The following is a 432-nucleotide window of genomic DNA, read 5'->3' on the forward strand; positions in this document are numbered from 1 at the left end:
AGTCCCTCAAGGATTGAGGGGGTGGGGAGTTCGATTGAAAGGGGTCAAGGGGAAGAGTTTCCCTTGTGGGTTTGGGCAAAGCCCATGATTCTTTTGCCATGCCTGTCATGGCTCGGCGGTCGCCGAAATGTCCCGTAGGGCACACGTGTTTACGCAGTAAACTGTAGTGTGCTACAGTTTACATGGAACTACCACCGAAAAAGGAGCAATGCCCATGTCAAAATTCATGGTTTGTCATATGCAAAAATTCAAGATGACAGATGTGAAAGGATTACAAATACATAATCAACGTGAAAAAGAAAGTCATTCAAATTCAGATATTATTCAAGAACGAACGGAACAGAATTATGATCTGATTCATGACAAAGAAAAAGTGGATTATAAGAAATTAATTCAAAATCGAATTGATAATGGTGTTGTATCTAATCGTGC

1 protein-coding gene is annotated in these 432 nt (G+C 40.7%); it reads left to right on the forward strand.

What is annotated here, in order from left to right; genetic code table 11:
- Positions 1 to 214: 214 nt before the first annotated feature.
- Positions 215 to 432, forward strand: a 218-nt coding sequence (locus FE392_RS22325; protein ID WP_319931833.1) for a plasmid recombination protein, incomplete at its 3' end; no start/stop codon positions are given.

The organism is Xenorhabdus santafensis (genome assembly GCF_033949405.1).
Classification (GTDB): domain Bacteria; phylum Pseudomonadota; class Gammaproteobacteria; order Enterobacterales; family Enterobacteriaceae; genus Xenorhabdus; species Xenorhabdus santafensis.